Below are 23,407 nucleotides of genomic sequence, written 5' to 3' on the forward strand. Positions count from 1 at the left end.
CCGCTTTCGCTGTCTGCCGTGTCAGTGGATGCGCATTATAGGCAGCTTAAGATTTTGTGCAAGCATAAAAATGCTAAATATTGCAAAAACATGACTGAGAGGTGTTTTTTCAATCGAAATGAACAAAAAAGGGACTATCAGCCCCTTTTTTGCCTATTTTGCTCGGTTCTAATCACCAAAGAATCGAGTTTCCTGTTTTATTTCTATTGGGCTACCGTCTATAACTGCGTTAATTTTAATATCGATTTTGGTAATACTTCTCTTCAGCTCGATAGGATCGACAGCAATACTAATTGGCAAGGTGATGACTTCACCAGATCCGATTGAGACGTGCTGCGGGCCAATCCATTTAGCATTCGGCAGACCTTCGACACTTAACTCATACTCTTGTGGCTGTTCTGTCTTATTAAGAATTTTTATCGTAAAGGTGTTTTCGGTATTGCCTTGGTTGTTTTGACGATACAGTGAGTTTCTATCTCTAATAACATCCATACGAACAGGCGCAATAGTTGCGCTGGCATAAATGAATATTAATATCATCACCGTCAGCACAACACCGTATCCGACCAGCTTAGGTCGCAATACCTTTTCTTGTACGCCATCAAGTTTGTTTTCTGTTGTGTAACTGATTAGCCCTTTTTCGTAACCCATGCGTTCCATGGTGTTATCACATGCATCAATGCAGGCACCACAGTTAATACATTCGTATTGCAGACCATTACGTATATCAATCCCTGTCGGACAGACTTGTACACATAAGTCACAATCAATACAGTCGCCTAAGCCCATTTCTTTTGGGTCTTGTTTGCGAGAACGAGGACCACGGGTTTCACCACGCTGAGTGTCGTAACCGACTATATAAGTATTTTTATCAAACATAGCCGCTTGGAAACGGGCATAAGGACACATATGAATACACATGATCTCACGCATCCATCCGGCATTACCATATGTCGCAATAGTGAAGAAAATAACCCAAAAATATATTCCACCACCGGCATTCAAGGTAAAGATGTCAATGTACAGTTCACGGCTTGGAACAAAGTAAGATACAAAGGTTGTGGCTGTTAATAATGATACCAGTAGCCAAGAGGTATGTTTAGCGGTTTTCCGCCATAGCTTATTAAAGCTCCATGGCATTTGATCAAGCTTAATGCGTTTATTACGTGCGCCTTCAAACTTTTCTTCAAACCAGATAAAAATGAAGGTCCACACCGTTTGTGGGCAGGTATAGCCACACCACACTCTACCGAGATAAGTCGTAACGAAAAACAACCCGAATGCAGCTATCATAAACAGTGCTGCGAGTAAGGTGAGGTCTTGTGGCCAGATAGTTAAACCAAACACATGGAATTTTTGCTCGGCCAGATGAAACCAAACTGCTTGACGATCGCCCCATGGCAACCAGGGCAACAATAAAAAGAACAACATAGCAATCCAACCCATGTAACGTCGTAACGTTGTCCATAAGCCATCTACAGCTCTTACATAAATACGGTTGCGCGGATTGAAACGGTCTGCTTTACTGGCATCAGGTTGATGGATTTTAATACGTTGTTGTTTAGAAAAGTCCTTGGGGTTAGATTCTGTCGTCATGTTACAGCCTTACTGCTTTAATATTGAACGATAACTAGCTTATTATATAGGTAATAACACATTATTGGATAAAAAGATGAGAGGCTGGATAGGATTAATAATAATTGCGGGAATTATTTATTATTTCGCGACGGAAACAGACAAGCTTGATAAGCCAATCCATGACATTAAAACAATGTTTACTAAGGCTGACAAAAAGCTTGATTCGATGACGGGCACAAAAATCATTAAAATTGATAAACACTTACCGCAAATTAAAGCGGAAATTTACGAACGCTTATCAACTATTGAGATCCGTGAGTTAGATGGTGTGTTTACCAGTAATGAAGCAATAGCTGAGTTTAAAGATCAATACTGCCATAGCAGTGCTCGCCACCCGGTTTTCACCAAAGAAAACCTACAATTTATTTGCGATAAAATCTAATAACTCGAGTTAGTTAACGGTTTTATGCTCTCAAATTGACCTAAATATCAAATAAGCCTAGCCTTTGTGTAATATCTACAATAGGGGCTAGGTTTTTATGACTCAATCACACACAGAATCAGTATCCGACATTTTTGATCCAGACTTATGGGATCTTGTCGAAGGATTCAATTTTGAAGACATCACTTATCATCGGGCAAAACACCAAGGTACAGTGCGTATTGCCATTGACAGGCCTGATTGCCTTAATTCATTTCGTCCTAAAACCGTAGACGAACTCTTTATCGCTCTAGATCATGCTAGACAATGGTCTGATGTAGGATGTGTACTATTAACAGGTAATGGGCCATCAGCAAAAGGTCAGTACTCATTTTGCGCAGGCGGTGATCAACGTATTCGTGGTAAAGACGGCTATAAATATGAAGGCGCAGAGGAAGGTAAGCCTGATGTCGCACGCATGGGACGCCTACATATATTAGAAGTACAACGTTTGATTCGTTTTATGCCCAAAGTGGTTATTGCAGTTGTGCCAGGCTGGGCTGTGGGTGGTGGCCATAGTTTACATGTAGTGTGTGACTTAACATTAGCCTCTAAAGAACACGCTATCTTTAAACAAACTGACCCTGATGTGGGTAGTTTTGATTCCGGGTATGGCAGTGCATATTTAGCTAAGATGATTGGCCAAAAACGTGCTCGTGAAATCTTCTTTCTTGGTTTTAATTACTCAGCAGAAGAAGCCTTTGATATGGGCATGGTAAACCGAGCGATTCCCCATGCTGAACTCGAAATAGAAGCATTAGTTTGGGCAAAAGAGATTAACTCTAAATCGCCTACCGCAATGCGTATGCTTAAATATGGCTTTAATATGGCCGACGATGGCTTAGTAGGCCAACAACTGTTTGCCGGTGAAGCCACACGCTTAGCGTATGCGAGTGAAGAAGCTCAAGAAGGCCGTGATGCCTTTTTAGAAAAACGCGACCAAGATTTTTCCCGCTTTCCTTGGCATTACTAACCCCAGCACATAGGGTTATACTCTAAATTAACGGATATTTTCTGCCATCATAAAGGCCCTTTAAGGGCTTTTATTGTTTTCGGTATTAAGAAATATAATCGTAATCGAAATTTTCATTGGTAATAATCGAATTAACCCGCTTTACATGATAATGATAAGTGTTATCATTTAAACAAATAAACAAGGGGGGGACTTAACCATGAAAAAAACTTTCAGTTTTGCCATTTTACACTTCGGTGTAGCATTTACGATTACCTACCTATTAACCGGGAGCATTATTATCGGTGGCACCATAGCCCTGCTTGAGCCTGCCGTTAATACAGTTGTATTTTACTTTCATGACAAGGTATGGAAAAAAATTGAGTTAAAGAAAGTGCAGCAAGCTGAGCGATCTAAAGAGTCGGCACTCTTGATGGGCTAACGTTATAACCATGAGCTTGCTAGTCCATCTTATGCGCTCTTTATGAAATTATAAAAGCATTGTTACCATTATTTTTTTTGGTACCAAATCCAGAAACCGCTTAATGATACCAACAACAATGCTAGCGCAAACAAGTCCCATAGCCACACTGTTAACGCTCCAAATAAGCGACCACTATGTAGATCTAGCATTACGCGTTGCCAATTTAAATGCGCACTACGAGCATGTTGAATAAACTCAGCATTAACTTGAGGATTTGGCATAAGCCAACTTAACGGCTTGAGCGGTACAGTAGGTTGCCAATCAATTAACTGCTCATCAGCTTGATAAATACCAGAATCTGTCTTTAGCCATACTCGACCATCCACTACTGCCAGCGCTAATAAGCCAGCCGGTAAACCGGTACTGCTATTCTGTGTTTCTTGTAAATGCCCTGCGCTATCGAATAAATACAACTGATTGGTATCCATTGCCACCAGCATATTGGCAGCATAACTGGCACTGATTAACGTTTGTGGGCCTTCAAAAATAACCTGTTTTCCCTGCCACAATAAATTATCAGTAATATAAAGTGCATGTAAATTACGCTTATCTAAAGCAGAAAACTGAGCGACATGTGCAGGAGCAGGAATACCATAATAATCAAGTAACCAAGACTGGGTAACAGGTGTTTGGTCTAAACCAAAATCATCGCTGTGATTTATCGCTACACCTGTGAACACTAGCAATAGGATAAATAAAGCACTCGCTAAGCCTAAGCGTCGATGCCAAGGACGAAGTGCTCGTAACAACTTAAGTCTAAAACGATTACGTCGAGATGTCTGAGTCACACTAACCTGCTTGAAATGATCCGCTGGAATTGAAATTGAGCTTATGGCACCACATGCGCATGAAGTAATAATGCAATACGCGATAACTTAGTTAACGCTCTTACTGATAATGTCGCGCCTGTAATGCCATCTATATGCTTATCAAGCTGATATTGGTCATCTAGCTTGGCCGACTTAAATTGATCAGTAAAAAAATCATGACGCACTTCATCACCGCGACTTTCACGATAGATTAACACTTTAGTTCGTTCTATTTGATTGTCTTTTACATGAATAGCCACTGTAATAGGCGATTCTTTACCTATCTCGTCCATTATCCATACCGTTGCATTATTGTGTAGCCAATAACGCAGCCGCATTTTATTAAAACGATGGGCTAAGATAACTTCTATCGCTTGTTTGAGCTCATCGTCAAGCCATAGCACCTTAGACTCGCCACTACTGCCATTAAATGCTTGGCTAATAAACGCTTCATTTGACTGATATTGTGTGGCAGCAACACTATTAAATACTGACAAACAAGCCGCTAATCCCAGCATAAATACCATCAAATATGATCGTAATATTGTTTGCATAATAGCCCTCAAACATCATAAAAATACGGGCGCCAACAATATACACTGCAGGCCCCCATTTACCGATAAACGTTTTTACCGATGCGTCTTACCTCTGAGAATACTCAGGATTAGAACTGGTAACCAACACCTAAGTTAAAACCGTCTGAATCTGCAGCGCCGCCAATATTTTCGTAATCAGCTTTAAACACTACGTTTTCGTGTAACCAGTAGTTAACACCCACGTTGGTTTGTTTTTTCTTAGTATCGGCGCTATCACCAGCATTGTTGTCCCACTCGTTATAACGAGCAAACACACCAAACTGTTCATTAATACGGTAAGCAGGCTCAATATAGAAACCATTTTGCTTATCACGACCTAATGCTTCAGCTTCTTTACCATCAATATTCCACTGTGCATATAGAGCTTTTACAGTGAAGTGTTCAATGCTGTAAATGGCATGGGCGGTAAGCAATGTTGCTGCTGCAGAATCAACATCGGCAGTACCTTGAGTTAAATCTGACTGATACTGAACCGTTGCTGCTAGCTCCAAACCTGGAACCGCAGTGTATTTTACACGGCCGGTATAGGCTAAATCTTCGCCCTTAGCTTCAGAAACTTTTTGACGACCATTACGGATTTTGTAACCAGAGCTTTGGTCTAAATACAAACCAGAAGTGATTGCGGTATCAAAGGCTAAACCTGGCGCCGCTTTAATATTAAGGTTTATACCCCCTTCCCACCACGTTGCAGGAATGATGTCTTTTTCTACTGGGTTACGCTCAACACCATAGAATGCTGTTGGTTCGTGAGTTTCGTTGATAATACCGACAGGCATTAAAAATAGACCAGCTTTACCGGTAAACATCTCATTAAAGTCATGCTCGATATAGGCTTGCTCTAACTCAACTTCGCCATTTTGGCTCTCACCTGCGATGGAATGCTCAACTTCGAGTTCAGAGAAAAAACGTGTACTGCTATTAAACTCGTGACCGACAAATAATACAAAGCGATGGAAGTCGAATTCTTTCTTGTCTTCACCAGTTTGGTTATTGCTAATATTGTTGTAGTGTAATTCGCCATATCCACCAATAGTGGTTGCCGACTTGCTTGATGCGCTTGCTTCTACTACATCAGCCGTCGCCTCTACACGTTTTTCAGTTTGCTCAAGACGCTTTTCAAGATCCTTAAGCACTTTCTGCTGCTGCTCAATAATCTGGCGTAGTTCAGTCGTTTCATCAGAAGCCATAACTTGATTGCTAGCCAAAAGGCTAAATAGTGTTGCAGCTATTAACGTTTTTTTCATATTCCATCCCGATCAGACAATGTAAACAACTAGTGTGTTATGTAAAGTAGTGTAAATTTTCGTGAATTATACATAACGAATATGTTAATGCAAACCATTATCATTAAGCTTAGTGGGTGTGTCACATATTTAATAACAACCACTCTGTGTTTAATGACACGAGATAATCGATGATTGACATGAGGAGTGCCAAATAGGATAAAACGTAGAATATCCTCGGCCAGCTGGCCTATTTTTGGCATTGTTTGGCCATCAAGCTTAGTACTGGCTAACTATATTTTGGATACAAAACCGAAGGTAAAAGAATTATAGAAATAGGCTGTGGCATCGCCCTATCAAGTTTACTACTCAACGAAAAACATGCCGATATTATGGCAAATGACGACCATCCAGAAGTTGAGTAAGCTCTGCCATTTAAGGGCTATATTCTGCTTTTTTCACGTGTAAATATTGTTGCCTGAAAAGCCAATAAAGCGTTATGGCCAGTAATGTCGTTATTAGTGATAATGGACGGCGATAATCATGTCGCACCTTTAAAGGCAACACCTTAACCAAGAAGATTTATCCCATAGTCATTTGGCTATGAAACAACACAAGTTAAACATATTCAGCCTTAGTGTTAACTCACTCAAACTAAAATATTCCTGCTGATATCTCTTAATACAGCACTATTTGCAGGCGCAATAGCTAGCAACGTTTATGGCGGCGCACACCTAATGATAAGCCTTTAATAAAAAGGCCATCGAAAAAACCATAATCCAAATATCAACAAACGATACCGTCAACTTAACCTTAATATTACAGCGTTATTATTTGTCAGGTTTTTAGACTCAAAACACGCTATGATCACCCCATTGTCGTCACGAGCTTTATATCCCTCATAAATTGAGCCATATAGCTTAGATAATCTCATATAAGCCCAGAACAAGGCCTATAATCAGTTGTTATCAGGCGCAGCGAATTTACTCTCCACTTATACTTTATATTAGGCAGTACCATGGCTATCAGAATTAAACTTAAACCTGGCCGCGAACGTTCATTAGAGCGACGCCACCCTTGGATATTTTCCAATGGAATTCACAACGTCAATGGCGGCAAACCGCAAGCTGGTGACACTGTTGAAGTAGTGGCGCACGATGGGCACTGGCTCGGACGCGGTGCCTGGTCGCCAGAATCTCAAATCCAAGTGCGTATATGGACCTTCGACAAAGAAGAAACCATCGATGCAGACTTCTTTGCTAGACGTATAAAAAGGGCTCAAGCCGGTCGTGATGAACTCATCCGCGAACAAGGCCTTACAGGTTATCGTTTAATTGCCGCAGAATCTGACGGTTTACCTGGTATCACCATAGATCGTTATGCCAACGTATTCGTTTGCCAACTATTAAGCACTGGTGCTGAAAAATGGCGCGATACCATAGTTGAGCAACTAGTGATTCAATATCCAGATTGCGCCGTTTATGAGCGTTCAGATGTCGACTCGAGAAAGAAAGAAGGTCTGGTTCCTGTCGTAGGGTTACTTCACGGCGAATTACCCCCAATGCCTATTCTCATCGAAGAAAACGGTATTAAGATTGCGGTCGATGTTATTAAAGGCCACAAAACCGGTTTTTATCTAGATCAACGTGACAACCGTGCTATGGCGGCTCGTTTCGTTAAAGGCAAATCTGTACTTAACTGCTTCTGTTACACTGGTACTTTCGGCTTATATGCCGCCAAAGCTGGCGCGGCGAGTATTGAAAACGTCGATGTATCCACCTTAGCGCTGCAAACTGCTCGCGATAATATGGCGATTAATCACCTTAATGATGACCATGTAAATTATAACGAAGCTGACGTATTTAAATTACTACGCCAGTACCGAGATGAAGCTAAAACTTTCGATGTTATCGTGCTCGACCCGCCTAAGTTTGCCGACAATAAATCGCAGCTAGATGGTGCATGTCGCGGTTATAAAGACATCAACATGATTGCGATGCAATTGCTTAATCCAGGTGGAATATTACTGACGTTCTCGTGTTCAGGCTTAATGCAGTCAGACCTATTCCAAAAAGTGGTTGCTGATGCTGCCTTAGATGCGAAACGTGAAGTTCAGTTTATTGAGCGTATGCATCAAGCTAGCGATCATCCAATTAGCAGCGCATTCCCAGAAGGTTATTACCTCAAAGGTCTAGTCGCTCGAGTTTGGTAATTGATAACGTGACTTCAACAAAAAGGGAACAGTAACTGTTCCCTTTTTGTTGCATGAACATAACCAACAACTATGGCCTTAATGGCTATCACGAGGTTTTAATGGTGCGAGCAAGAGAAATAAAATAAACGACAACCAACTCACAAATATGGTTGCCAGCAACCAGGCAAGTTTCTCATTCGCGCTAACTTTCTTGCTGCGGGCAATAATAACTAACGGTATTAGCCAAAATACCAATAGAATTAATATAGTAAACGCCATTGTAAACATCCTGTTAAATTATCCTTAAAAATGATTTTGATGATATGTACCATTAACATTAACTAAAAAACTGAGTAAACCGTTGCCAATCCCATTGATGTAATCAATTGACTCCACAACATAAAATGGAGGGCAATTTTGCACAGTTTGTGCCTGTAAAGTCAACAGCACTATTCCTATAGAAAACGATAACGCGCCTGAAATAACCATCAGCATAAAAACTAATAAAATAAAACAGTTAAGCTTATCGATATAAATAGAGAGTATTGATAATGTCTACCTATCTATACAATCACAGCAAGCTTAAGTCCCATTTAAATCATAGATAAAAAGTATTCAGAATTTAATGTGATTGAGTGTATCTAACAGGTATAAAAAAAGCGGCTTATCTGGCAAGAATAAGCCGCTAAAGGTTTACATAGCAAATATTACATCGCAGTAAAGTCGTCTAATAAAATCACCCCAAATGGCGCTCCACCATCGACATTATCAACAGCCGCGACAGCATAAATACCCGAAGCATCTAAGGTCACATCAAGCGGACCGATAGCCACATCTTTAGTATTAGCAACAGTAACAGTAATTACATAATTACCAGGCGTAACGCTTAAACTGCCAGAAGAGGCCTTAAATGGTACATCCTCTAATACTGGCGTTGCATCGGTAATATCAGTAGAAGCTGTAAGATAAACATCAACTTCTGGTGCTGAATATGCAGCATGGGTAACAGTTAGCTTAGCCTCAGTCGCTACGCGACGGGTTTGCTCAACTAGCACCAGTGGTTCAATCATGCTATCGGTTAATGATCCTACCGCTAAGGTGCTATAACTTTTACCAAGATCTAAGTCGACGGCGGCCTTATCTATCACCACAACACTGTTATCGGCATCCGCAGCAACAGTTACTGTATGTGTACCGTCAGCAAGATTGACATAGCCCGTTACCTCACCAAAAGACAACATGTTAACTGCTGGAGTGACTGCTTCGTCAACAAATACGTCCACCGCAGGCGCGTCAGCAACAGCATGAACAACACGTAAATCTGCGCCGCTGTTGATATCATTTAAGATTACTTGCCCTTCTGGTAGCGACACTTGTAATGCTACTGGTGAATCACCAGACCAGGTATTAGGGATCGCGCTAATAAAGTAATCTTGCATATCGGCTAAGGCAACCGTACCTGAGTCATATACCACATCTTTCATTCCTGATGCGGTAATACGAATTTGATAGTCACCATTAGCTACCTCAATTTGCGAACTTACATCTAAATAGTTTGCAGATAATGTTGGAGTCATAGCGCTAATATCTGCATCAGGGCCGGTAACATAAACATCAACATTGCCCGCTGCAGGTGCAGCATGCAGAACTTGTACTCTGGCGTAACCTGTAGCAATGTCCATTATTGGGTTTGCAATCAGTTTTAGATTTAGGGTGTCATTAGCCACTAACCCTAATGCCACTGCGGTATATTCCATATCACTTTGCGCATCAAGAGATGTTTCGAGCACGGTTGCAGTGTTACCATCGGCCAAAACAGCATCAACGCTAATATCGTAAGTCGCCGATGATACTTGGATTAGATCACTAGACATGGCGTAATCCACCTTCGACAGTAATGCATTTCCATTAGCGACAACATTCACTAATGGTGCATCACTACCAGCATGAATAACACGTACGAATGAAATTTCTGGCTCTACAGGATCAACAACCATGACATCATCGTCGTCAGAGCAGGCTGTTAAACCAATTAAAGAAACACACAGTGCAAAAGGGTAAATCCGTTTCATTTTAGAAATCCTCATTAAGTATTGTGACCGATTTCTATACGGGGTGATTTATTTGCTGGTTCAAAAAAAATACACACAAATAATTAACTTTTCAGATAAAAAGATATAAATATTTGATGCCAATATAAAATATGCACAAATAATAATTTAGCGCTGGCTGTTTTAAAAAGAATGCTGGCTATGATGAAAATAACCGCGGCACAATATCGCAAACATCATTATAGAGAGCGGATGGTAAGAAGTGTTAATACTGCTAGCCTAACGTTTAGACTTATTAGCCTCACCACAAAAAACCAACATAAACATTATTATCAATTAGTTAATCACCTGTCACTGACACAATTAAACTGTAAAAATATCAATCATTGATGTAACTCTACTTACCACGCAAGTCCACTTTACACATTAAAATAAAATGTTGTTATCGACGAGCTTGATGCTGTGAAGCGTAGCTTGATCTTTTAGTACCGACTATTTTGCAAGTTCACCTCGTTAGTTTATTAAAATAAAAACTGATCTCATTAATTAACGAATGCGTAACTAATGCTGAACTCAAAAATGGTATGCACTCAAAAAAGGAAAATATAATGTTAAATAAATTCACTACAATCATCGCTATTATCCTTGCTAGTTTAGCGTTCTCGACAGTTTCTTATGCAGAGCATCATGGTATGAAAAAAGATATCGTTGATGTCGCTGCTGAAAATGGCTCGTTTAATACTCTCGTTGCAGCAGTGAAATCAGCAGGACTTGTTGAAACATTAAAAGGTGAGGGTCCATTTACAGTATTCGCGCCAACAGATGATGCGTTTGCAAAGTTGCCTGAAGGCACAGTAGAAATGCTTCTTAAACCAGAAAACAAAGATAAACTTGTTGCAGTACTAACTTATCATGTTGTTTCAGGCAAAGTGCTGGCTGCTGATGTAGTTAACCTAGATAGCGCAACTACCGTTGAAGGACAAGCTGTTACCATTGAAGTAAAAGACGGTAATGTTATGGTAAATAATGCACAAGTAATCATGACAGATGTTGAAGCTAGCAACGGTGTGATCCATGTAATTGATACCGTACTGTTACCTAAGTAATCGCTAAGTAATGATGGGGCGTTGGTTTTATGTCACGCCCCTGATTTTTCAATTCTAAAAATGCAATCTCACCGACACTGTAATGGTCAATTAAAATTATCATCTTGATGTCAGAAGCGATGATGTTCACTTTACACATTAGCCGGTAAATTTATTTTATCCAATTGATATAAACCTCATCCTCGTTAAATAGCATTATTGGCAATGTTAGTGACTTTATCCTTTGCCGATAATTAACATAGAGATAGACAGATTCACAATTAAAGCGATAAATGATCAATTATTTTATTACAGTGTTATAGCCAATAAAAACGGCTTCCCAAGAAGCCGTTAAATTAAATTTAAAATTAAATCAAAGCCTTACTCAACCGTAACTGATTTTGCTAAATTGCGAGGTTGGTCGACATCAGTACCTTTAATTAATGCCACATGATATGACAGTAACTGCAATGGAATGGTGTAGATCAATGGTGCCATGAACGCATCACAATGGGGAACCTGGATAACTTTCATTGTGTCGTCTGACTCAAATTCTGCATCGACATCGGCAAACACATACATCAATCCACCACGGGCGCGCACTTCTTCAACGTTTGATTTAAGCTTTTCGAGTAACTCATTGTTTGGCGCAACCACAATCACTGGCATATCAGCATCAATCAAGGCTAATGGGCCGTGCTTTAGTTCGCCAGAGGCATAGGCTTCGGCGTGAATATACGAAATCTCTTTGAGTTTTAATGCACCTTCCATCGCGATTGGGTATTGATCACCACGGCCTAGGAATAATGCATGCTGTTTGTCAGCAAAGTCTTCTGCTAATTCAGCAATAGCATCATTTAAGCCAAGCGCCTGCTCCACTTTAGCTGGCATTGATAACAAGCTTTGAGTAATAGCCGCTTCCATTTCACTAGACATGCCATTATGACGGCCAATAGCGGTGGTTAACATTAACAAGCCAGCAAGTTGCACAGTAAAGGCTTTGGTTGATGCGACACCTATTTCTACGCCTGCTTTCATCATGTAAGCCATATCCGATTCACGAACTAACGATGAACCTGCAGAGTTACAGATGGTTAAGGTGGCTTTGTAGCCCATTTCTTTTGCTAGGCGCATTGCCGCTAAAGTATCTGCTGTTTCACCAGATTGTGAAATCGTCACTAATAAGCTATTTGGGAACAGGTGCGACTTACGGTAACGGAACTCAGATGCAATTTCGACGTTACATGATACGCCAGCCCAGTCTTCTAACCAGTAACGCGCGGCCATACCAGCATGATAACTGGTACCACAGGCAATAATTTGCACGTGTTTAATGTCTTTTAAAAATTCAGCGGCATTTTCACCAAAGGCTGAATCTAATACTTTACCACCCGCAATACGACCTTCTAAAGTATGCGCAATCGCAGTTGGTTGCTCGTAAATCTCTTTCAACATGTAGTGACGGTATTCACCTTTGTCACCGGCATCATGAGTCACTTCAGACTCTTTCATTTCGCGCTGAACAGCGTTGCCATTAACATCAAAAATGTTAACTTGACGACGGGTAATTTCTGCTACATCACCTTCTTCTAAAAATGCAAATGAACGCGTTACCGGTAACAATGCAAGTTGGTCTGAGGCAACAAAGTTTTCACCCAGACCATAACCTATAACCAATGGGCTACCACTGCGGGCAACAACCATGCGTTCGCTATCACGACGGTCGATTACAACTGTGCCATAGGCACCTTCAAGTTGCTTAACCGTCGCTTGAACTGCTACTAATAAGCTCGCGGCTGTTTTTAATTCATGATGAACAAGATGACAAATAACTTCGGTATCTGTGTCTGATGAGAACACATAACCTAAACCTTTTAATCTCTCGCGCAATTTACTGTGGTTTTCAATAATACCGTTATGAACAACGGCAATATCACCTTCAGATAAATGTGGGTGTGCATTACGCTCTGTTGGTTCACCGTGTGTTGCCCAACGAGTGTGAGCAATACCGGTGCCACCACTTAGAGGGGTGATCTCAAGTGCAGATGACAACTCTTGTACTTTACCTACACGGCGAGTACGGCTTAGCTCACCTTGATGAATGACAGCAATACCTGCTGAGTCATAACCACGATATTCAAGACGGCGTAAGCCTTCGACTAAAATTTCTGCAACATCCCTTTGCGCAACAGCGCCTACGATTCCACACATGTTAGTTTCCTTTACTGTTTTAATTTAATTTGTTTACTTAGCATATGGCGCGAGAATGACTCTGACGCCATGTGCTGAAATAGTGTTAACGGCTTCTTGGGTAATGTTGTCGTCGGTAACTAAGACATTAACCACTTCCCAGGGCAGCTCAAGATTAGGGATTCGTCGACCAATTTTGGTAGATTCCAGTAGTACCACCACTTCACGCGACATTTCTGCCATCACTTTACTCAAGCCAGTTAGCTCGTTAAACGTGGTAGTGCCGCGGTTAAGGTCGATACCGTCGGCACCGATAAACAGTTGGTCGAAGTTATATGAACGTAAAACCTGCTCAGCCACTTGACCTTGAAAAGACTCGGAATGGGGATCCCAGGTGCCACCGGTCATCAATAATGTCGGCTCATTTTCAAGTTCATGAATGGCATTGGCCAGTTGTAATGAATTGGTCATGACCACTAAACCATGCTTACCATTAAGCTGTTGAATGATGCCTGATGTGGTACTGCCACTGTCAATGATGATCCGATTATGGTCGCGGATCAGCTCAGCGGCTTTAGCAGCAATAGCTTGTTTATTTAAAGACAGGTTTTCGTTGGCTATTTGGGTCATTTCTTGTGGTAAAGGTACGGCGCCACCATAACGTCGTAACAATAATCCATGGGTTTCAAGCATAGCCAAATCTTTACGGATCGTAACTTCGGAAGTGGCAAATAAATTAGCCAGTTCGTCGACACTGACTTCGCCTTGCTCATTAACCAATTTAATGATCGAATGGCGACGTTGTTGGGTGTTACGTTTAGTCATTTAAATTAACTACTTTCCGCATAAGTTTCGAAACGAAAGGTATTTTAGCATCAAATGAAACTTTATCTAGATCTTATAACTCAAAAGTTGAAATAAATGTACAAAAAAGCCTCTGAAATATGCAGAGGCTTTTTATGAACTAATTAAGATAAATCAGCGTTAACTAGCCATATTAGAACTTAACCTCTGCGGCAACACTGAAGTTACGCTCTTGACCAATAGTCACCATATTATATTGACCACCTTCAATATAATCGGTATCAAATAAGTTTCTGACATTTGCACGTACGCTTACGTCTTTACCCATAACATCCATAGTATAAGCGGCACCAATGTCAAAACGAACATAGCCGTCTTTGCGAATACTGTTATCGGTATTGGCAAAACGCTCGCCAACATAGATAGAACCAAAATTCAGCGCAAAATCTTCGTTCATTTGGTAGCGAGTCCAGATATTGGCAGACCATTCTGGCGCATCAACAGGCGTTTTACCTTCACGTTCATCGCCAGTGTGATATTCAGCATCAAGGTACATCATGGAAGATGTCATAAACCAATTGTCACTTATCTGGCCTTGAGCGCCCACTTCAAATCCACGATGCTTCTGCTCACCACCTTGAGTCGTAATATCAGTATAGGAACCTATTGGAGTCGGGAGTACTTCAGATATTGTAATATTCTCAAGGGTGATATCAAATACAGCCGCGGTCAGTAATAAGCTATCGTTGAACAGTTCCCACTTAGTACCAACTTCATACTGAATACCATATTCAGGTTTTAAATCCAGTTCATCGTTAACATCAAATGGATTATTAACAGCACCTTGCGGGGTAAAACTTTTTGAATAGTTTAGGTAAATACTGCCATTTTCCATGGGCGAGTAAATCACCCCAAACTTAGGCGATAGCGCATAACTGTTCTGGCCTAAACCGTCTTTCTTTTGCTCATCGTAACGAACACCAGTAAGCAGCTTCCATTGTTCATTAAGCGTCATTAAATCTTGCAAATAGAAGCCATAATATTTGTATTCGCTAGGATCACCTTTAACACTTGAATGGTAATCAAGATCAGGCTTAATAACAGGCAGCCCAGGAGTCACTATTTGGGCTTTACCACGTTGGATCTGTTGCTGATAAAAATAATCTAGGTAATTTGCGCCAATTAATAACTGATGTTGAACTCCGGCAAAATCAAACTCGCCTGTAAAATCTACATAAGCCGTTTTATGTTGCCAGTCATCGTAACGATCGAATGGTTTAATGCTATAACCATTGCTAAGAGGATCTGTGGTGTATTGTGGCGCTGAGTCGAAACGTTGGCGATTGAATTGTTGATCGTTATAGCCCGCTTTGACTTTCCAGTTATCACTCATATGCCAAGTCAGATCGGCACCTAAGTTTGACACTGTATTATCGGTAAAGGCCCAAGGCGCATCCCAAACGGTTTTACGTTCGCCAATGACATTACCTTGTTTATCTAACCAACCACCGGCATCAATACCTGCTTTATCTTGAGTGTGATCGTATTTCACTGACAGTAATACATCATCAGTTAAGTCAAATTCCATATTAAGATAACCTAACCAACGATCGCGTTCTTGATTTTCTTCGGTGGTTGAATATTCACGCCAATATGTTGTGTCTTGCTTAACTAACACTCCACGATAACGAATACTTTGGGCATCATTTAAGCTTCCTCCCGCATCGATCTGCGCACGGGTAGAACCGTAACCATCTGTATCTATACCCACATCAAGCATAGAATCATAAGTCGGCTTTTTAGTGACCATATTGACCAAACCACCAGGACCAGATTGGCCATACAACATACTAGAAGGACCTTTCAGCACTTCAACTTGCTGTAGCGTTTCAATAGGTTGTACATAGTGAGACCATTGCTGGTGGCCATTAATCAGATAACCATTACCCGAATCTAACTCAAAACCACGGATACTAAAGACTTGGCGGTTCCAGCGTGTCGTTCCTGCCGTCACGCTGGAATCGTTAACTAATACTTCTGCAAGGTTAGTAGCTAATTGTTCATCGGTAACAAAATCAGGGATAACATTAACTGACTGTGGGGTATCCATTAAGTCGATATCACCGCGCATGGCGCCAGATGCTGTAGCAACTTTATAATCGTTAAAGGTACGACCGGTCACATTAATGCGCTCTATGTTAGCGTCACTCGACACTTCTGCCATAACAGGCATCGCCATTAATGCTGAACCAACAGCCAAACCTATAACTGAATATTTAAATACCATGACCAACTCCTCAATAAGACTTTCAGTCTAACAATTGAGGGGAATATAAATGAGAATTGTTTTTATTTAAACTTATTTGTGAAAAATTTACACTTACTTGTGACATAGCTATAAATTCATTTAAAACCAGCCAATTAAGAACATTTAATTAACATAAATCAAACTTATAACAAACCTTTTTTCAGTATAATTTTCATATAAAAAATGTATAAATAATAAAAAAGCGGCTCATGGCCGCTTGATTATATTTGAGTTAACCGTTACTTTTTAATTTTTATAGGACGCTGCCAACCAGTAATATGGCGCTGTTTAACGCGAGTAATCACCAGTTCATTTTCAGCAACATCTTTGGTTATAGTTGATCCAGCCCCTAGAGTGGCATTTTTGCCTATGGTAACAGGTGCTACTAACTGAGTATCACTGCCGACGAATACGCCATCTTCAATGGTAGTAATAAACTTATTGGCACCGTCATAGTTACAGGTAATTGTACCGGCACCGATATTCACGCCAGCGCCAATGTGTGCATCACCTAAATAGGCTAAGTGGCCAGCTTTAGAACCTTTACCTAATACACTCTTTTTAATTTCGACAAAGTTACCTATATGAGCATCTTCTTTAAGCTCTGCCCCTGGGCGTAAACGGGCAAAAGGTCCTGCACTCGCGGCTTGTCCAAGCTTAGCGCCTTCTACAATAGTATAAGGTTTAATTTCTGCATTATCGGCAATGTCGCAATCAATCAAAATAGCACCTGCGCCGATTGTCACATTGTTGCCTAGGGTTACTTTACCTTGAAAAATAACGTTAACATCTATCATCACATCCATACCAACAGTCACATCGCCGCGAATATCAATACGCGCAGGATCGCGGAGATTAGCACCGTCGAGCATCAGTTTTTCAGCAGCACGAGCTTGATAAGCTCTTTCTAATTGGGCAAGTTGCACGCGATTGTTAGCGCCTTCAACTTCGATAGCCGATTGTGGCTGTGATGTGCTAATTTCAACGCCATCAGCCTTTGCCATGGCAATGATGTCGGTAAGGTAGTATTCACCTTGAGCATTATTATTCGATAAACGATTTAACCAGGCTTTTAACTGCTTACCCGGCACAACCATGATACCTGTGTTCACTTCGGTAATGGCTAGCTGTTCAGGGTTAGCATCTTTTTGCTCAACAATTCCGACGACGCTGCCTTGTTCGCGCACTATGCGACCGTAACCGCTTGGGTTAGGTAAATTAACAGTCAAAATAGCCAAGCCATTCACAGGGCGTGCAGCTAATAATGCTTCTAAGGTTGATTGCTGAATAAGCGGTACATCACCGTAAAGGATTAATACTGTATCGTTATCGTTAATATTCGGGTTTGCTTGGGCAACCGCATGGCCGGTACCCAGTTGTTCAGCCTGTAATACCCAGTTTAATGCTTGTTCGCCAAGTGCTGTTTGTAATTTATCTGCGCCATAACCATACACTAACTGAATAGCGTCTGAACCTAAGGCATTGGCAGTATCTATCACATGTTGCACCATACTTTTATGAGCAATAGGATGCAGAACCTTTGGGAGATCTGAGCGCATCCGAGTTCCTTTTCCTGCAGCTAAGATCACAACATTTAACGACATTGAGCATTCCTTTAATGAACCGATATAGATTTGCGCTCATTTTAACGGAATATGGTCAAAAGGGAAAACAGGCAGGGGGTTAATTAGCCGATAATAGGCAATAAAAAAGGCGACTCATAAAGAGTCGCCTTTTAAGCGTCAAATAATCAGATTATCTGGTGATATTTTTCTTGATGCATTCAACAACACGTAATTGAGCCAAAGATTTGGCTAATTCGATTGCTGCGGCTTCATAATTGAAGTCAACTCCGGCGTTGGCAATTGCTTGCTCAGCACGTTCTTTGGCTTCTAAAGCAGCTTTCTCATCAATATCATCGGCACGTAATGCTACATCAGCAAGTACTGAAATTGCAGTAGGTTGTACTTCAAGTAAACCACCTGATAGATACAACACTTCTTCACTACCATCTTGCTTGATAAAGCGCGCCATACCAGGCTTGATTTTTGTCAGTAACGCAACATGGTTAGGCATAATACCTAACTCACCTTCAGCACCAGTAACTTCAAAGAAGCTAACTTGGCCGTGGTAGATGCTGTTTTCTGCACTAACAATATCAAGTTGGACTGTTTTGGCTGCCATCAAGTTCTCCTTAAAGAACTAAGCTTTACGGCCTAGTTATTTCTTTTTGTTAGCTTTCTCGACAGCTTCATCGATTGAACCAACCATGTAGAACGCTTGCTCAGGGATATGATCGAACTCACCATCCAAGATACCCTTAAAGCCACGAATAGTGTCTTTAAGAGAAACGTACTTACCAGGAGAACCAGTAAAGACTTCTGCTACGAAGAAAGGTTGAGATAAGAAACGCTCAATCTTACGCGCTCGGAATACCATGGTTTTGTCATCATCTGACAATTCATCCATACCCAAGATAGCAATAATGTCTTTCAGCTCTTTATAACGCTGTAATACAGTTTGTACACCGTTTGCAACATCATAATGCTCTTGGCCAACAACCTGTGGATCTAACTGACGTGAAGTCGAATCCAATGGGTCAACCGCTGGGTAAATACCCAAAGAAGCAATTTGACGAGACAATACAACAGTCGCATCTAAGTGAGCGAAGGTTGTGGCTGGTGACGGATCAGTTAAGTCATCCGCAGGTACATATACTGCTTGCACAGAAGTAATCGAACCAGACTTAGTTGAAGTGATACGTTCTTGAAGAACACCCATCTCTTCAGCTAGTGTTGGCTGATAACCTACCGCAGAAGGCATACGACCTAATAGTGCAGATACTTCAGTACCGGCTAAGGTGTAACGATAAATGTTGTCCACGAACAACAATACGTCACGACCTTCGTCACGGAACTTTTCAGCGATACTCAGGCCAGTTAACGCTACGCGTAAACGGTTTCCTGGAGGCTCGTTCATCTGACCATAAACCATGGCTACTTTGTCTAATACGCCTGAATCTTCCATCTCGTAGTAGAAGTCGTTACCCTCACGGGTACGCTCACCAACACCAGCGAAAACAGAAAGACCAGAGTGAGCTTTAGCGATGTTGTTAATCAGTTCCATCATGTTAACTGTTTTACCAACACCAGCACCACCGAACAGACCGACTTTACCACCTTTAGCGAAAGGACAAACAAGATCGATAACCTTGATACCTGTCTCTAAAAGCTCAGTTGAATTTGACTGATCTTCGTATGAAGGAGCTGCACGGTGAATAACATAACGCTCTTCTTCACCGATAGGACCCGCTTCATCGATAGGCTCGCCCAATACGTTCATAATACGGCCAAGGGTTGCAACCCCTACCGGAACAGTAATTGGTGAACCTGAGTTTGCTACCTCTAGACCACGACGCAGACCATCAGAAGAACCCATAGCGATGGTACGAACAACACCACCACCTAGCTGCTGCTGAACTTCCAGCACCAAACCATTACAGGCGCCTTCACCAGTGATCTTCAGAGCGTCATATACTCGAGGTACAGAATCTTGTGGAAACTCTACGTCCACAACCGCGCCAATTACTTGGACAACAGTACCTGTGCTCATGATTAATCCTCTAAACTTGATTTCGTTACCTAAACCTAAACCGCTGCAGCGCCTGCAACAATTTCCGACAGTTCTTGCGTAATCGCAGCCTGACGGGCCTTGTTATAGACGAGTTGCAAATCATCGATCATTTCGCCGGCGTTATCTGTTGCCGCCTTCATGGCTACCATACGGGCAGCCTGTTCAGAGGCAATATTTTCAACAACACCTTGATATACTTGAGACTCTACATAACGAGTTAACAATAAATCCAATACTTCTTTTGGATCAGGCTCGTAAATATAATCCCAAGGATAACTAGCTACTTCTTCATCTGACTTAGGTAAAGGTAGCAGCTGTTCGATCACCGGAGTCTGGGACATGGTATTCACAAATTTGTTAAATACTATGTACAGACGATCCAGTTTACCTTCGTTGTAAGCTTTTAACATGACACGAACAGTGCCAATCAAATCAGCAAGTTTTGGCGAGTCGCCTAAACCTGATGCATGGGCGGATATTTCACCACCAAAGCTTTTAAAAAACTGAACAGAACGGGCACCAATTGGGCAAAACTCAACATTTGCACCTTGTTCTTTCCACTTTTTAACGTCTGACACAACCTTTTTAAATAGGTTAGCGTTCAAACCACCACAAAGGCCACGGTCGGTTGCTACAACAATGTAACCAACCCGCTTGGCATCTCTCACCTCTAAATAGGGGTGTTTATACTCGAGAGTACCTTGCGCTACGTGACCGATCACCTTACGCATATTTTCTGCATATGGACGGCTCGCTGCCATGCGTTCTTGCGCTCTGCGCATTTTGCTGGCGGCAACCATTTCCATAGCGGAAGTGATCTTCTGAGTATTTTTAACACTCGCGATCTTGGTTTTAATCTCTTTAGCGCTGGCCATCTCTACTCTCCAATCTGGGACCTGAGGTGCCTAATGACACCCCGTGTTCATTATTACCAGGTTTGGGTTTCAATGAACTTGTCCATGCCTGCCTTTAACTCACCTTCGATATCAGCGTTATAATCGCCAGTAGCATTGATGGTGTTCATTAGGTCAGCATGTTGACTGTTCATGTATGAAAGCAGAGAGGCTTCGAAGCGACCGATTTCATTTAAAGCAACACCTTTAAGGTAGCCTTTTTCAGCTGCGAAAATAGACACAGACTGGGCAGCAACGCTCATAGGAGCATATTGCTTTTGCTTCATTAGTTCGGTTACTCGCTCACCATGCTCAAGTTGAGCACGTGTTGCATCATCTAAATCAGATGCAAACTGTGAGAACGCAGCAAGCTCTCGATACTGTGCAAGTGCTGTACGAATACCGCCTGACAGTTTCTTGATGATCTTAGTCTGCGCGGCACCACCAACACGAGAAACAGAAATACCTGGGTTAACTGCAGGACGAAGTCCCGAGTTAAACAAGTCAGTCTCAAGGAAGATCTGACCATCAGTAATAGAAATTACGTTGGTCGGTACGAACGCTGACACATCACCAGCTTGGGTTTCAATAATAGGTAACGCGGTTAACGAACCGGTTTGACCTGTTACTGCACCGTTAGTGAACTTTTCTACATAATTTACGTTTACGCGTGAAGCACGCTCTAATAAACGAGAGTGTAGATAGAATACGTCACCTGGGTATGCTTCACGTCCTGGTGGACGCTTCAATAGTAGAGAAATTTGACGATAAGCAACTGCTTGCTTAGACAAATCATCATATACGATTAAAGAATCTTCACCGCGGTCACGGAAGTATTCACCCATAGAACAACCAGAATATGGCGCTAAATATTGCAGTGCTGCAGCTTCAGAAGCTGATGCAACAACAACGATAGTGTTAGCTAATGCACCATGTTCTTCAAGCTTGCGTACTACGTTTGCGATGGTAGAAGCTTTCTGACCAATAGCAACATAGACACACTTAATGCCTGATTCTTTCTGGTTGATAATTGCATCAATAGCCATCGCTGTTTTACCAGTCTGACGGTCACCAATAATCAATTCACGTTGACCACGACCAATAGGGATCATGGCATCAACGGCTTTATAACCAGTTTGGATTGGTTGTGATACTGACTTACGTTCAATAACACCAGGGGCAATTACTTCAACAGGAGAGAAACCATCGTTGTCGATAGGTCCTTTTCCATCAATAGGCTCACCTAGAGTGTTAACAACGCGGCCAAGTAGACCACGACCCACCGGTACTTCAAGAATACGACCAGTGGTTCTAACTTTATCACCTTCTGCTAAATTAGCATAAGGTCCCATCACTACGGCGCCGACAGAATCACGTTCTAAGTTCAACGCGATTGCAAAACAGCCACCAGGCAGTTCGATCATTTCACCTTGCATTACATCGGCTAGGCCGTTAATGCGAATGATGCCGTCACTTACTGCAACGATAGTACCTTCGTTGCGAGCTTCACTAACGACGTCGAACTGCTCGATCCGCTGCTTAATCAGATCGCTGATTTCAGTGGAATTCAGTTGCATGCTCAAACTCCCAATTACGACTGCAGCTTTTCAGACAAACGCGATAACTTACCGCTTACCGAGCCATCAATGACTAGGTCGCCTGATTTAATAATTACACCGCCAATAAGCGATGCGTCGATGCTGCAATTCAGCTTAACTTTGCGTGCGAGACGTTTCTCTAAAGAAACACTAATTTGCTGCTGTTGCTCAGAGCTTAGCTCAGTAGCAGAAACCACATCGGCCTCAACTTCTTTTGCCCACTCATTACGGTATTCAGCAAAAAGTAGCGATACTGTTGACAGTATCCCTAAACGACCGTTTTCAGCCATTACCTTTATCAGGTTTTGACCTTGCTCATTGACTTGCTCACCGCATACTTTAATAAACAGTGAAGCTAGTTGTGTACTCGCGAGAGTACCATTTAGCAGTGGCTTGATTGATTCGTTTTCACTCACCAATGAAGCGAAAGTTAACATTTCTGTCCAACTATCTACTGCTTTATGCTCAACAGCAAAATCAAAAGCTGCCTTTGCGTAAGGGCGAGCGATGGTGCTTAATTCAGCCATA

General features: G+C 41.6%; 20 protein-coding genes and 1 pseudogene. 6 read left to right on the plus strand and 15 right to left on the minus strand.

Features of this window, described 5'->3' with window-relative positions:
- Positions 1 to 168: 168 nt before the first annotated feature.
- Complete coding sequence (ccoG, locus tag ACED29_RS15745) at positions 169 to 1,596, minus strand: cytochrome c oxidase accessory protein CcoG (RefSeq protein ID WP_124016619.1); 1,428 nt, start codon at positions 1,594 to 1,596, stop codon at positions 169 to 171.
- Between the two features lie 76 nt (positions 1,597 to 1,672).
- Between ccoG and ACED29_RS15750 the strand changes: the two genes are divergently transcribed.
- From ACED29_RS15750 to ACED29_RS15760, 3 genes are all read left to right on the plus strand, one after another.
- A complete protein-coding gene (locus tag ACED29_RS15750) occupies positions 1,673 to 2,020 on the plus strand; it encodes a hypothetical protein (protein ID WP_182698844.1) in 348 nt (115 codons plus the stop codon).
- Between the two features lie 97 nt (positions 2,021 to 2,117).
- On the plus strand, positions 2,118 to 3,032 hold the full coding sequence (locus ACED29_RS15755) for a 1,4-dihydroxy-2-naphthoyl-CoA synthase (protein ID WP_124016617.1): 915 nt from the start codon (positions 2,118 to 2,120) through the stop codon (positions 3,030 to 3,032).
- 199 nt (positions 3,033 to 3,231) lie between these two features.
- Entirely contained in the window at positions 3,232 to 3,453 is a 222-nt protein-coding gene (locus ACED29_RS15760) for a DUF2061 domain-containing protein (RefSeq protein ID WP_182723731.1), read from the plus strand.
- A 68-nt stretch (positions 3,454 to 3,521) separates the two neighbouring features.
- Here the strand turns inward: ACED29_RS15760 and ACED29_RS15765 are convergent, their stop codons facing one another.
- From ACED29_RS15765 to ACED29_RS15775, 3 genes are all read right to left on the minus strand, one after another.
- Positions 3,522 to 4,283, minus strand: a complete 762-nt coding sequence (locus ACED29_RS15765; RefSeq protein ID WP_371698053.1) for a PepSY-associated TM helix domain-containing protein — start codon at positions 4,281 to 4,283, stop codon at positions 3,522 to 3,524.
- Between the two features lie 41 nt (positions 4,284 to 4,324).
- Positions 4,325 to 4,858 carry an FMN-binding protein gene (locus tag ACED29_RS15770; protein ID WP_124016601.1) on the minus strand — a complete coding sequence of 178 codons (534 nt, stop codon included), beginning with the start codon at positions 4,856 to 4,858 and terminating at the stop codon, positions 4,325 to 4,327.
- Between the two features lie 110 nt (positions 4,859 to 4,968).
- Positions 4,969 to 6,144: a porin gene (locus ACED29_RS15775; RefSeq protein WP_124016600.1), complete on the minus strand. Its 1,176-nt coding sequence runs from the start codon at positions 6,142 to 6,144 to the stop codon at positions 4,969 to 4,971.
- A gap of 201 nt (positions 6,145 to 6,345) precedes the next feature.
- On the opposite strand from ACED29_RS15775, the pseudogene ACED29_RS15780 reads away from it, so the two are divergent.
- Positions 6,346 to 6,539: pseudogene (locus tag ACED29_RS15780) on the plus strand (histidine kinase); the annotation flags it as partial.
- Between the two features lie 602 nt (positions 6,540 to 7,141).
- Positions 7,142 to 8,335 carry a class I SAM-dependent rRNA methyltransferase gene (locus tag ACED29_RS15785; protein WP_371698054.1) on the plus strand — a complete coding sequence of 398 codons (1,194 nt, stop codon included), beginning with the start codon at positions 7,142 to 7,144 and terminating at the stop codon, positions 8,333 to 8,335.
- A gap of 78 nt (positions 8,336 to 8,413) precedes the next feature.
- Here the strand turns inward: ACED29_RS15785 and ACED29_RS15790 are convergent, their stop codons facing one another.
- Together ACED29_RS15790 and ACED29_RS15795 are read right to left on the minus strand one after the other, a co-directional pair.
- The gene (locus ACED29_RS15790) at positions 8,414 to 8,596 is read right to left on the minus strand and encodes a hypothetical protein (RefSeq protein WP_124016598.1); all 183 of its coding nucleotides are present in this window, start codon (positions 8,594 to 8,596) and stop codon (positions 8,414 to 8,416) included.
- Positions 8,597 to 9,024: 428 nt separating this feature from the next.
- A complete protein-coding gene (locus ACED29_RS15795; protein WP_371698055.1) occupies positions 9,025 to 10,389 on the minus strand; it encodes a DUF4397 domain-containing protein in 1,365 nt (454 codons plus the stop codon).
- Positions 10,390 to 10,976: 587 nt separating this feature from the next.
- Between ACED29_RS15795 and ACED29_RS15800 the strand changes: the two genes are divergently transcribed.
- Positions 10,977 to 11,474 carry a fasciclin domain-containing protein gene (locus tag ACED29_RS15800; protein ID WP_371698056.1) on the plus strand — a complete coding sequence of 166 codons (498 nt, stop codon included), beginning with the start codon at positions 10,977 to 10,979 and terminating at the stop codon, positions 11,472 to 11,474.
- Between the two features lie 360 nt (positions 11,475 to 11,834).
- Here ACED29_RS15800 and glmS read toward each other — a convergent pair whose 3' ends face one another.
- From glmS to atpH, 9 genes are all read right to left on the minus strand, one after another.
- Positions 11,835 to 13,664, minus strand: a complete 1,830-nt coding sequence (gene glmS, locus ACED29_RS15805; RefSeq protein ID WP_124016595.1) for a glutamine--fructose-6-phosphate transaminase (isomerizing) — start codon at positions 13,662 to 13,664, stop codon at positions 11,835 to 11,837.
- 33 nt (positions 13,665 to 13,697) lie between these two features.
- The gene (locus tag ACED29_RS15810) at positions 13,698 to 14,468 is read right to left on the minus strand and encodes a DeoR/GlpR family DNA-binding transcription regulator (protein WP_182723706.1); all 771 of its coding nucleotides are present in this window, start codon (positions 14,466 to 14,468) and stop codon (positions 13,698 to 13,700) included.
- A gap of 172 nt (positions 14,469 to 14,640) precedes the next feature.
- Positions 14,641 to 16,734, minus strand: a complete 2,094-nt coding sequence (locus tag ACED29_RS15815; protein WP_371698057.1) for a TonB-dependent receptor — start codon at positions 16,732 to 16,734, stop codon at positions 14,641 to 14,643.
- Positions 16,735 to 16,994: 260 nt separating this feature from the next.
- On the minus strand, positions 16,995 to 18,359 hold the full coding sequence (glmU, locus tag ACED29_RS15820; protein ID WP_371698058.1) for a bifunctional UDP-N-acetylglucosamine diphosphorylase/glucosamine-1-phosphate N-acetyltransferase GlmU: 1,365 nt from the start codon (positions 18,357 to 18,359) through the stop codon (positions 16,995 to 16,997).
- 151 nt (positions 18,360 to 18,510) lie between these two features.
- Positions 18,511 to 18,939 (minus strand): F0F1 ATP synthase subunit epsilon, encoded by a 429-nt coding sequence (locus ACED29_RS15825; RefSeq protein WP_124016591.1) that lies wholly within the window; start codon positions 18,937 to 18,939, stop codon positions 18,511 to 18,513.
- 36 nt (positions 18,940 to 18,975) lie between these two features.
- The gene (gene atpD, locus ACED29_RS15830; RefSeq protein ID WP_011639450.1) at positions 18,976 to 20,367 is read right to left on the minus strand and encodes a F0F1 ATP synthase subunit beta; all 1,392 of its coding nucleotides are present in this window, start codon (positions 20,365 to 20,367) and stop codon (positions 18,976 to 18,978) included.
- Positions 20,368 to 20,402: 35 nt separating this feature from the next.
- Positions 20,403 to 21,263, minus strand: a complete 861-nt coding sequence (atpG, locus tag ACED29_RS15835; RefSeq protein ID WP_124016589.1) for a F0F1 ATP synthase subunit gamma — start codon at positions 21,261 to 21,263, stop codon at positions 20,403 to 20,405.
- Positions 21,264 to 21,316: 53 nt separating this feature from the next.
- Positions 21,317 to 22,858: a F0F1 ATP synthase subunit alpha gene (gene atpA, locus ACED29_RS15840; protein WP_124016588.1), complete on the minus strand. Its 1,542-nt coding sequence runs from the start codon at positions 22,856 to 22,858 to the stop codon at positions 21,317 to 21,319.
- Between the two features lie 14 nt (positions 22,859 to 22,872).
- Positions 22,873 to 23,406, minus strand: a complete 534-nt coding sequence (gene atpH / locus ACED29_RS15845; RefSeq protein WP_182723703.1) for a F0F1 ATP synthase subunit delta — start codon at positions 23,404 to 23,406, stop codon at positions 22,873 to 22,875.
- Between the last annotated feature and the right edge of the window lies 1 nt (position 23,407).

Origin of the sequence: Shewanella sp. 5S214 (assembly GCF_041439795.1) — a bacterium.
GTDB lineage: Bacteria > Pseudomonadota > Gammaproteobacteria > Enterobacterales > Shewanellaceae > Shewanella > Shewanella vesiculosa.

Coding starts and splice junctions, on each gene's coding strand:
- ccoG (WP_124016619.1), bottom strand. CDS start 1,596: ATGACGACAGAATCTAACCCCAAGGACTTTTCTAAACAACAACGTATT.
- ACED29_RS15750 (WP_182698844.1), top strand. CDS start 1,673: ATGAGAGGCTGGATAGGATTAATAATAATTGCGGGAATTATTTATTAT.
- ACED29_RS15755 (WP_124016617.1), top strand. CDS start 2,118: ATGACTCAATCACACACAGAATCAGTATCCGACATTTTTGATCCAGAC.
- ACED29_RS15760 (WP_182723731.1), top strand. CDS start 3,232: ATGAAAAAAACTTTCAGTTTTGCCATTTTACACTTCGGTGTAGCATTT.
- ACED29_RS15770 (WP_124016601.1), bottom strand. CDS start 4,858: ATGCAAACAATATTACGATCATATTTGATGGTATTTATGCTGGGATTA.
- ACED29_RS15775 (WP_124016600.1), bottom strand. CDS start 6,144: ATGAAAAAAACGTTAATAGCTGCAACACTATTTAGCCTTTTGGCTAGC.
- ACED29_RS15785 (WP_371698054.1), top strand. CDS start 7,142: ATGGCTATCAGAATTAAACTTAAACCTGGCCGCGAACGTTCATTAGAG.
- ACED29_RS15790 (WP_124016598.1), bottom strand. CDS start 8,596: ATGGCGTTTACTATATTAATTCTATTGGTATTTTGGCTAATACCGTTA.
- ACED29_RS15795 (WP_371698055.1), bottom strand. CDS start 10,389: ATGAAACGGATTTACCCTTTTGCACTGTGTGTTTCTTTAATTGGTTTA.
- ACED29_RS15800 (WP_371698056.1), top strand. CDS start 10,977: ATGTTAAATAAATTCACTACAATCATCGCTATTATCCTTGCTAGTTTA.
- glmS (WP_124016595.1), bottom strand. CDS start 13,664: ATGTGTGGAATCGTAGGCGCTGTTGCGCAAAGGGATGTTGCAGAAATT.
- ACED29_RS15810 (WP_182723706.1), bottom strand. CDS start 14,468: ATGACTAAACGTAACACCCAACAACGTCGCCATTCGATCATTAAATTG.
- ACED29_RS15815 (WP_371698057.1), bottom strand. CDS start 16,734: ATGGTATTTAAATATTCAGTTATAGGTTTGGCTGTTGGTTCAGCATTA.
- glmU (WP_371698058.1), bottom strand. CDS start 18,359: ATGTCGTTAAATGTTGTGATCTTAGCTGCAGGAAAAGGAACTCGGATG.
- ACED29_RS15825 (WP_124016591.1), bottom strand. CDS start 18,939: ATGGCAGCCAAAACAGTCCAACTTGATATTGTTAGTGCAGAAAACAGC.
- atpD (WP_011639450.1), bottom strand. CDS start 20,367: ATGAGCACAGGTACTGTTGTCCAAGTAATTGGCGCGGTTGTGGACGTA.
- atpG (WP_124016589.1), bottom strand. CDS start 21,263: ATGGCCAGCGCTAAAGAGATTAAAACCAAGATCGCGAGTGTTAAAAAT.
- atpA (WP_124016588.1), bottom strand. CDS start 22,858: ATGCAACTGAATTCCACTGAAATCAGCGATCTGATTAAGCAGCGGATC.
- atpH (WP_182723703.1), bottom strand. CDS start 23,406: ATGGCTGAATTAAGCACCATCGCTCGCCCTTACGCAAAGGCAGCTTTT.